Genomic DNA, 9,944 nt, shown 5'->3' on the forward strand with positions numbered 1-9,944 from the left:
GGGGCTGTTTTGTTGGGTATTACTCTTTATTCCTGTGGTAACCCATCAATATCTACCTTGCATTCGTCGCAAGTCTCAAAATCACCTTTGCATTTGCATTTATTAGTAGAAGTAGTGACTACATCAGTAGTTTCACTTTCTAGTAGATTACAACCAGCTAATAAACCTGATATTAACGTTGTTGCTATTAAGGTATTTTTAATTTTCATTTGATATTTTCCTTTATAGAGTTTAGTTGAGTTAAGATTATTTAGTGAAATCTCGTAAATCTTCTCGTATTTTATGGATTTGACACCTTCTATCTTTCTGTCCTGCTTTATTAAGATTTCCTTTTCCGCTTCTTAACTTATGAAGTTCAAAAAGTGCTTCCTTAATAACAGGAAATCTCACGGGTAAAACATCACCAAATATCACAATAGCTTCATCTAAAAAGTGTTTGCGATAGCCATTGCACACATGTTTCCAAAGCCTCCTATCCGCATCTCTTATCCTATCTTCAGCTATACGAAATATAATGTGTTCTTCCATCTCCTCTATAGTGTCAAAATCCAGTGTTTTAAGAATTGATGAAGCCATTTTAACACCTCCTTATACACATACATCATGAGCTACACAGACAGTTTCCCTTTCCACATGAGATATGAAATACTCTAAATCTTGAGCTAACTTCTTAGCTTTCTCACAAGCCTCAAAGTCTTCAATATTCATATCCGCAAGATCCCTTGTTATTTTGCATATATCATCTTGAGCTTTAAGAATGTTTGGCAGTTGTATTGTACACTGGCTAAGACAATTGTATGCGTTATATAGGTAGTTGACATCTTGGTTTAAAATGTAATACCTAAGGGATGATATGCTTTCTTTTATGCTAATTGTGGTTTCATCCATAATTGCTTCCTTTATCCCCCCTAAAAAGGGGAGTTATTATCCTGTTTAAATTATTGATTAATGGCAGTGAGAGTTTCTAACTTTAAGATACTTGTTCAATATTTAATTCTGTTATTTTCTTTCTCCGTTCTAACTACAGCTAAATCAGCGGTTGTTCTTGTTAACTGATGATTTATTGATGGCATATTGTATCAATAAAATATATAAGTCAAGCCTATAAATAATATTTTATTGATAAATTATTTTCTAGACGATGGCCTTAAATCCTTGAACTATTGTTGCTATCAGTCTATAAAGGAAATATGAAACAAGAAGATAAAAACAACTTAGATTGGAAGATAATAGGCTCACGCTTTAAACAAGTGCGTGAAGAACGTAATTACACCCAAGAGCAAATAGGGAAGCTGTCTAATCAGTTGCAAGTTTGTATAGCTAGGTTTGAAGCTGGGGCACAACCAGCCAGTACACACTACGCATTGTTTTTACGCAATGAATTTTGCGTGTCTTTCGATTGGTTATATGATGGCGAGAATGTCATAGTTAAAAATTCTCACAATAAGGTTGAAATTATCAATCCCATAGAAATAGGAAAAAGAATAAAGAATATTAGAAATAAAGAGTGTATGACTCTTAAAGCTTTCGGGGAATGGATCGGTATATCTTATGTTGCGGTTCTTAATATAGAAAAAGGAAATAGAACCCCAGAAATCAAAACAGCACTTAAGATTAAACGTGCCTTAAACAAGCCATTAGACTGGATATACTTTGGAGATAACTGTATTGTAACCAAAGGTAGCGTTGACATGCCTACAACCATTCGTTACACCCCTTTAAAACAGCTTAAAAAAGAGTTAAAAGAGGAAGCGATAAACTACATTAAGAAAATGGATACCAGAGATTTAGCCATGTTAATGACACGTTTAAAAGCTGAACAAAAGGTTATATCAGCTAAGGATTGTACAAATAATGATACACAACACAACACAACACAACACAACACACGTTCTCACGAGAAAAAATAAAAGTCAAGGAAAACAGGTATTTATCTCGTTTTGTCCACAACTTATTAGGGTATTTCTCTTTGGTTTTAGTGTGGTTGTCTGATGGCTCAAAATCAAGAAGAGAAAAAGAAATTAAAATTGTGGGATGCGATTATTTCTTTTTTCCCGAAAGCAAATCTTATTTTACTCGGGTCTCCGGAAGAGGTGAGTAATATGTTATCTCTTCTACCTTTTTGGAGGGCGGCTTATATGAACCTCTTTAAAAGAACTGTAGCTTGTATTTTTTATTGTTTGCTAGTTACGGCAGTAGTTAACACGTTGATTAGTTTTGTTCCTACAAGCAAACATCCTAGTTTATTTTTTATAAGTGACGTTTTACAGACAATTCATTCCTTCTTGATATGGATATCTCCTGATCCGTTTTTATTGCTTATTATCCTATCTTTCTTTCTTGCACTCAACGGCAATACTAAGATAAAAATGATAAACGATATAAAACGTGTCGAATACCTTATCTCTGAGATGAAAAAAGATTGTGACAAATTACTATCTCATGAGGAAAAGAAAGTCTCATACGCTAAAGCTGTTGTGGAACACATAGAAAAGTATGGAGATTTTAACACTGACAAGTTTCCTAAAACGCCAGAGCAACGTTTAGGTTTACAATTACAGAAGCTGAGTGATCAGATTGAGACAAACACTTATTTTATAAGAATGAATATTGAAAGCAATGTCGAGAAAATTGAAAATATAATTAGCAAATATGTAGGAAGACGTTTTCCAACGCGTAAGTTGGTGCTGGGAAGATCTATTTCAAATTGTAATATTCCAATATGGATTTATATAGATAACATTCGGTTTGTAGCAGATCTTCTTTTGGGTGATGAGATTGAGAATGCCAAGGAATCACGTGATGAGTTTATCGGATCAGTCACTTAAACAGACAATTTTATCACATACCTGTCCTGTCGTAATTCTTTTTTCAAAATATCTCTTGATTTATCATTTATAATATACTACCAACAACATACGAAACTACTTAAGTTTCCAATGTGATAAGAGAATATCGTAGCTGATATAAACTTCCTTAGTCAATCCCATATATCACAAAAAAGTAAGCAACTTGGTAAAAAAAAGAGTGTTGACGCTTTTAAAGCTCAAAAAGTGAGTCAGCTGAGTCAGCAGTGAGTCATCAAAAATAATTCATCTGACTCACCCTAAAATCCTCATAATGACACAGAGATGCCTTTAGAAATCAAAAAACAACAAAAGTGAGTCAGTGAGTCAGATGAATCCGTAAAGTAGCCCATATATACGTATTTATATACTTTTAAAAAAAATGTAAAAAAACTCTATATGTGCGTAGGTTCCCGAATCATCTGACTCACTGACTCACTTTTGATATAAAGTTAAATCTAGACGGGTTTATATACTCATATAGCAGTTTTGGGGTGAGTCAGATAAGCCTAAACCTGCTGGCTCACTGCTGACTCAGCTGACTCACTTTGTTTCTTCTCCAATTTGTTTATTGGCTTGTAGGCTTTTAAGGCTTTTGAAGAGTGCTTCCAAAGCTTCAAAAGCCCGATATTCGCGCGCACGAAAAAGCAGTTAAAACTGTACAAAATCAATGCTTTATGCTATAAAAACCATATGAATAAAACAGTTAAGAAAGCTAGAAAAGCTATAGTTAGATATTCTGCTTCATTGATGAGTAGTATTATTAAAAGAGTTGCTAATGGCTCAGCTCTTGCTCATGTATTAAAAAAGCCTAACATGCCGCATTATGATACGTTTTACGATTGGCTTAAGAAGTATCCGCATCATGCTAAAGAGTATGAAGAGGCGGTACGTTGTAGATTGGAATATATGATTGATGAAATGCTTAATGAACCTGAACCGACTGAAGAGGAACTATCTAATCCGATATTTTACTCCAAGATGCGAGATAGGAGGCAAAAAGGTCTTATGTGGACATTAGAGAAGATACATCGTCAGAAATATGGCAATCACATATCAATTGAGAATAAGCACACCTTAGATTTAAAGCCTATATTGAATAGAATAGAACAAAGCATGAAGGAAAAGGGGTTGAAGGCTGTAGGTGGAGTGGAATTGCCAGAGACAGGGCATAAAAAGCCAGAAAGGCTTACTGAGATCCCAAAAGCACATAAGGATGATAATAATACCATACTACATAAAAAGTAAAATCTAGGTATGTTTATGAGCTTTTTAGGTTTTATATGCTGTGAGGCTTTAAAAGGCTTATGATGCTGTGGGGCTTTAAAAGGCTTATGATGCTGTGAGGCTTTATAGGCTTATGATGCTGTGAGGCTTTATAGGCTTATGATGCTGTGAGGCTTTAGAGGCTTTTTAAGATTTTGGAAGGGGGGTAGCCCCCCAATGCTTTTTCATTAGAGATATATAGCCTACCCTCCGACAATTTTTATAAAATTTAGAAAATATTAAAATTTTACTTATTTGAAAATATTAAAACCCATATCTATTTTATATACACAACACCGCTTCTTTAGCTCGTAAAGCCTATTTTATTTGCTAAAAAAATAAAACCTGTTATATAACTCATAAAAACAGAAAAAATTAAATTAAAAGCTATTTCTGTCGGTTTACTGCTTGCATTTTATTAATATTATGTTATTGTAACCATGATGGTTCTGCCTAACCACATCTTTTTTCTATCTGATAGGATTGAAGAGAGTTATGGATGGCAGACTGTAATTCTCTTCAATCTTATCGGATATGGTTTTGATTGATGAGTTGTTATTTTGACAAAAGTACTTCCAACAAAAACAGAAGATGAACAAAGACTTATTAACTTAATTGGATCAAAAGAATTCAAGAATAGTTTTACTAACTTTGTTTTACATTTTTTTCCATGGGGTGTAAAAGACACACCGCTTGAGAATTTTTCTGCACCCCGCAAATGGCAATTAGATGCTATGCTGGATGTTGATCGGCATTGTGCTGATAATGAAAATAATCCCAATCCAAAAGTATTAAAAATGGCGATATCTGCAGGGCGTGGTATAGGCAAAACCACGTTTAATGCATGGTTGATGTTATGGTTAATAAGTACTCGGGCGGGTATGTCTATAATCTGTCTTGCCAACTCAGAAACGCAGTTAAAGGGCACATTATGGGCAGAAGTTAGTAAGTGGCTTGCGATGTTGCCGAATAAACATTGGTTTGAGATGCAATCGTTATCTCTACATCCTGCTGTTTGGTATGCGGAATTACTAGAATCCAGCCTTGGTATTGATTCTAAACACTACAATATTACTTGTAAAACCTATTCTGAAGAACGTCCTGATACCTTTGTTGGTCATCATAATACGTATGGCATTGCGGTTTTTAATGATGAGGCATCAGGTATACCTAGTGTTATATGTAAAACGATCACTGGCTTTTTTACCGAGGTTAATGCTAATCGTTTTTGGATTATGACGTCTAATCCTCGTAGGTTAGAAGGTTGGTTTTTTGATATATTTAATATTCCATTGACTGATTGGCTACGTTATCAGATTGATACACGAGACGTTGAGGGTATTGATCCAAGTTTTTATGAGGAGATTATTGCCCGTTACGGCATTGATTCAGATCAAGCCCGAGTTGAGATTTTAGGGCAATTTCCAAAACAAGAAATCAACAGTTTTATTCCCTATAATTACATTTTAGAAGCGATTGAGCGTGAAGCGGTAATTGATCCATACGCACCGTTAATTATGGGTTGTGATATAGCTGGGGAAGGCGAAGATAAGACGGTTGTTATATGCCGTCGAGGCAATGTTATTGAGCACACTGATTATTGGTCTGGTCAGCTTGTTAGAGATACTAACAGGAAGATATCTGGTTTAATTGATAGGTATAAACCCGATGCTATAGTTGTTGATGCTAATGGGATAGGTTCTGTTACCGCTAATTATTTAGAAGATTACGGATATTATCCGATTGAGCAGATATTAGGACAACGAAGCAGTACAGAACCTGAGCGGTATCGTAATTTAAGATCTGAGTTATACGATTTAGTTAAAGATGCAATTATTGGGTGTTTATCGCTTCCGAAAGATAATCCTGAATTGATTAACGAGCTTAGATCTATAGAAGCTTTTACAGATACATTAGGTCGATTAGCGATAGAGAGCAAACGCAAAGGTGGTTCTAAATTTGGAGTTAGAAGTCCTGATTTTGTGGATGCTTTAGCATATACCTATGCGGTTAATCCTGCGAGAAAAGACCATGTTAAACGCCGTTCTTACCAGTACGAGGCTGATGAGCTTTTAATAAATCAGAGGCATACTCTAAATTGGGTGAGTTATGCTTAGAAATTTTAATTTCCGATCTAGGATTATACCATCGGCTCCTCCCCAACAAGACCCGCCTGCTGTTAGTAGCTTTTTAGGAGGTAGATGGGGTCGAAAGGACGAGAAGCAAGAGTCTGAAGCATCACAAGAGTCTGAAGCATCAAAGGAAAATCCTTTTGAAAGACTGGCAAGATGGAGACTAGAAGCCGAAAAACTAAGAGAACAAAGATTAGCCGAAGCTAGAATATTAGAAGAACCACAATTAGCCGAAAAACAAAGAGAAGCCGTACGACAACGCGTAGAAGAACAGCGAAGAGAATCCGTACTGCAACGTCGTCTAAAAGAACTGCAAGAAGAACAGCAAAGAGAAGCTGAACTGCAACGCATAGAAGAACAGCAACGTCTAAAAGAACAACAATTAGCTGAAACTAAAAAAATAGAAGAAAAAACAAGTGAGGAAGCTTCCCATTCTGTTCAAGTTCCTATTCTTGCTGGGTTTTTAGGCAGTGGCTTTAAGGAGCCACCCACCCATGATCTGATAGGCTTTAGAGGGTTTGGGAAACTAGGGTCTTTACTTTCTGGGAATGTTAAGAGGTTGTTTTATCCATTTGATTTTTATGACGATAAACAAAATACAAGTTTGCAGTTGTTGGAGAGTTTTGTGACTTTTTTGTTTTCCAAGTTTAAAGAGGAACATTTGAGCTGATGGCAGATAAAGATAAATCGAAGAGTATTTGGGATATTGCGGGATCCGCTGCATCTAAGGCTTATACTGGTGCTTCTATAGGGGGACGCTTTGGTCTTTACGGTTCTATTGCTGGGGGTTTAGTAGGAGGAGCTTATGGAGTTTATGAAAACTGGGATTCAATCAAAAATATCTTCAGCTTTAAGTCGTCTGAACAGGAAGAAAAGAAAGCTTCAATAACCGACGATTCTTTAACAGATGACGAAATGGCACGACTGCATGAAAAAGAGGCTATGGATTTTTGGAAAAGCAATAACGTGACAAATCCTTATAGACGAGTAACTTTATCATCGTTGTTATCTTCCAATAACGGCAGTAGGGGATTTGCATGAGTAAAACCGCTAATCAGCTTATTGAGCAATTGACCGTTTTAAAGAATGATCGTATGGCGTTAAACGCTTCGATTGAAGAATTATCAAAATTTCTTTATCCGTACGAAGCACATAATTCAACCATGTGGGACACTACAGGTTCTGAAGCGTGTATAAAACTTTCATCTCTTATTTCAAGTTTAATTACCCCGCAAGGGCAGCGTTGGCATGGATTGTCTTATCCATTATCTAAGCAACAGGATACTTATATTTTAGATGAAAAGAGTATTATGTCATGGTGCGATGATATTACTGATATTTTATTTCGTTATCGTGATCGTCCACATTCTGGGTTTTCACAGTGTTTGCAGTCTTTTTACACGAGTGCTGTTGAGTGTGGTACTGGCTGTTTTTATGTTGAATCTGATATTGACGCTCAAGGGAAAGAGGACGGTATCCGTTATATACCCGTTCCATTCAAGGATGTTTACATATGGGTTAATCATCAACAAGATATAGATACCGTATTAAGGGAATTTAAGTTTACAGCTGAACAGATAGTTAGCAAATGGGGGGAAAACGTCTTATCCTCAAGTATGAAGAGGTCATTAGAAGTAAAAGATTGCGAAAAATATACATTTATTCATGCAGTATACCCGAAGAGTATTAAGGAGCGTCGTGATGATGGTAAGAATGGTTATAGTTTTAAGAACTTTCATTCTAAATATGTATGTGTTGAGGAGAAGCGTTTTTTTGAAGAAAAGCAGATTGCTACACTAGGCTATGTTGTTGGGCGTTTTAGGACTAGGGCTGATGAGATATATGGCAAATCTCCAGCTTTGGAAGCTTTACCTGCTATTAGACGTTTGAACGAGATATCCAGTGAGTTAGCACAATATGCTCGTTTGTCTTTAAATCCTCCTTTTATAGCCCCTGCAGATGCGAAACAATTTGATTTCAAGTTTAAGATTAGACATGTTAATATCGGGGCTGTTAACAAAGAAGGTAAAGCTCTTTTTCATCCTATTCCTCTAGGTAATCCGCATCCTTATTACAAGGAAATTGAAAGAATACAGAGTTCTATTCATAGTTTATTTCTTTTAGATTTGTTCCAAATTTTAGAGGATAGAGCTTCTCGTTCTGCTGCTGAATCGTTAGAAAAGACTAAAGAAAAAGGGGCTTTTGTCGCTCCTATTATCGGACGTATACAATCTGATTTTTTATCTCATATGGTAGCTAGAGAAATTGATATTTTGAGTTTTCAAGGGAAACTTCCTACATTTGAAGGCTCAAACAACTTATCTCCTTCTATACATTTTTTAAAGGTTGAGGCTACTTCTCCGTTATTTAAATACCAACAAGCTGAAGCGGTTTCATCGGTATATCAATCTTGTAACGGTCTTATTGAATTATCCGCAAAAACTGGCCAGCCTGAGATTCTTGATGTTTACGATTTTGAATCTGCCGCACGTTTTTGTGTCAAAAATTCAGGTTCCCCAGCGGTTTTCTTACGAGATGACGAGGAGGTAAAACAGATAAGATTACAGAGATATAAGCAGATGGAACAAATGAAAGAACAAGAAATGCATAATCAATCTCAACTTATCGGGACGCAAGAAGGTGCCAAAGTTGCCGGAGATGTTTTGCGTGAAAAGCAAAAAGCGGAGATAAGGGAGAGTTTTAATGATTGATATACAAAAGGTTAAAGAATTGGCTAACTTGCAAATGGAGGATGTTGATGACTTGGCGTTAAGAGAATTATTTGAAAAAGCGGAAGCCAATAAAGCAGATTATAAGTGTGTGTTTTCGAGTGAAGAAGGACAACGTGTTTTCAAAGATTTGATGCGAGAAGGTGGGCTATTAGAGGTTTCCGCTTCTGTTGATACTAACCAATTAGCTTTTGAAGCTGGAAAACGGTACATGGTTGTCTATATCGCCCGTACTTTCTCTTTAACTCCTGATGACATAATACAATCTGTTTTTGGAAATTCTTAATATTTAACTGAAGGATGCTGTAATGATAGAAGAAAATACAATTATTGAAGATACAAACCAAGTCTCCTCATCCCAGCAAGTGGCTAGTGAAACTGACTCTGGTATTTCAGAAGTACAATCTAGTCAACAAACAGAGCAACAACCACAGGTTAAGGATGAATATTCGATTAAGTGTCCTGAGTATGTATCTGCTGAAGAGGTTAACGCTCATACACAAGCTTTTAAGGAAGCTGGTGTTGATGCTCAAACAGCTCAAAAAGTAGTTGATAAACTTATTTCATCTGGAGAGATACTCGAAAAACAACGTGCCGAAACTTTGAATAAGTCATTAGAGGCTGATAAGGATTCCTTAATCAAGGAGCTAGGAGCTGAGTATGGTACTCGAGAGAGTGCTATATCTCGCTATTTTAATCAGGAGAATATCCCTGATGACGATGTAAAAGCTCTTATTTCTACTTGGGGTTTTAAAAAGACCTTTAAGTTTTTTGACCGTTACGCTCAACTTAATAAAGAAAGTTCGGCTGGGGATACTTTTAACAAGACGGAAACCGCAGGTTCTTCTCAGGATTTTAGTAAGAAGATGGAAGGTTTTGAATTTTACAAAAATCTTAAATCAGGAGACCCTAAAGCTAGTGAGTTAATAAAACAATGGGCTTTAGAACAAGCACAATCAGATCAATAATCC

12 protein-coding genes are annotated in these 9,944 nt (G+C 36.0%); 9 read left to right on the forward strand and 3 right to left on the reverse strand.

The window, feature by feature from the left end; all coding sequences use genetic code 11:
• Positions 1-26 precede the first annotated feature (26 nt).
• From LAM_RS03230 to LAM_RS03240, 3 genes are read right to left on the reverse strand one after another with little or no spacing between them, the layout of a single operon-like run.
• Entirely contained in the window at positions 27-209 is a 183-nt protein-coding gene (locus LAM_RS03230) for a hypothetical protein (protein WP_007557595.1), read from the reverse strand.
• Between the two features lie 37 nt (positions 210-246).
• Positions 247-576 carry a hypothetical protein gene (locus LAM_RS03235; protein ID WP_007557592.1) on the reverse strand — a complete coding sequence of 110 codons (330 nt, stop codon included), beginning with the start codon at positions 574-576 and terminating at the stop codon, positions 247-249.
• A 12-nt stretch (positions 577-588) separates the two neighbouring features.
• The gene (locus LAM_RS03240; protein ID WP_007557590.1) at positions 589-888 is read right to left on the reverse strand and encodes a hypothetical protein; all 300 of its coding nucleotides are present in this window, start codon (positions 886-888) and stop codon (positions 589-591) included.
• Positions 889-1,166: 278 nt separating this feature from the next.
• Between LAM_RS03240 and LAM_RS03245 the strand changes: the two genes are divergently transcribed.
• From LAM_RS03245 to LAM_RS03285, 9 genes are all read left to right on the forward strand, one after another.
• Positions 1,167-1,910 carry a helix-turn-helix domain-containing protein gene (locus tag LAM_RS03245; protein ID WP_144079406.1) on the forward strand — a complete coding sequence of 248 codons (744 nt, stop codon included), beginning with the start codon at positions 1,167-1,169 and terminating at the stop codon, positions 1,908-1,910.
• Positions 1,911-1,991: 81 nt separating this feature from the next.
• Positions 1,992-2,828 carry a hypothetical protein gene (locus LAM_RS03250; protein WP_023466323.1) on the forward strand — a complete coding sequence of 279 codons (837 nt, stop codon included), beginning with the start codon at positions 1,992-1,994 and terminating at the stop codon, positions 2,826-2,828.
• Between the two features lie 711 nt (positions 2,829-3,539).
• Positions 3,540-4,094, forward strand: a complete 555-nt coding sequence (locus LAM_RS03255; RefSeq protein ID WP_007557551.1) for a terminase small subunit-like protein — start codon at positions 3,540-3,542, stop codon at positions 4,092-4,094.
• Positions 4,095-4,672: 578 nt separating this feature from the next.
• On the forward strand, positions 4,673-6,229 hold the full coding sequence (locus LAM_RS03260; protein ID WP_007557549.1) for a phage terminase large subunit: 1,557 nt from the start codon (positions 4,673-4,675) through the stop codon (positions 6,227-6,229).
• Positions 6,222-6,914, forward strand: coding sequence for a flotillin family protein (locus LAM_RS03265; RefSeq protein ID WP_007557548.1), 693 nt, complete (start codon positions 6,222-6,224; stop codon positions 6,912-6,914). Before LAM_RS03260 ends, LAM_RS03265 begins: the two co-directional genes overlap by 8 nt.
• Positions 6,914-7,285, forward strand: coding sequence for a hypothetical protein (locus LAM_RS03270; RefSeq protein WP_007557547.1), 372 nt, complete (start codon positions 6,914-6,916; stop codon positions 7,283-7,285). Before LAM_RS03265 ends, LAM_RS03270 begins: the two co-directional genes overlap by 1 nt.
• Complete coding sequence (locus tag LAM_RS03275; RefSeq protein WP_007557546.1) at positions 7,282-8,955, forward strand: portal protein; 1,674 nt, start codon at positions 7,282-7,284, stop codon at positions 8,953-8,955. The genes LAM_RS03270 and LAM_RS03275 overlap by 4 nt, the downstream gene beginning before the upstream one ends.
• Before the next feature lie 19 nt (positions 8,956-8,974).
• The gene (locus LAM_RS03280) at positions 8,975-9,259 is read left to right on the forward strand and encodes a Bbp19 family protein (protein ID WP_144079407.1); all 285 of its coding nucleotides are present in this window, start codon (positions 8,975-8,977) and stop codon (positions 9,257-9,259) included.
• Positions 9,260-9,338: 79 nt separating this feature from the next.
• Complete coding sequence (locus LAM_RS03285; protein WP_144079408.1) at positions 9,339-9,941, forward strand: hypothetical protein; 603 nt, start codon at positions 9,339-9,341, stop codon at positions 9,939-9,941.
• The last annotated feature ends 3 nt before the right edge of the window (positions 9,942-9,944 follow it).

The sequence above is a fragment of the Candidatus Liberibacter americanus str. Sao Paulo genome, assembly GCF_000496595.1.
In the GTDB taxonomy this organism is placed as follows: Bacteria; Pseudomonadota; Alphaproteobacteria; order Rhizobiales; family Rhizobiaceae; genus Liberibacter; species Liberibacter americanus.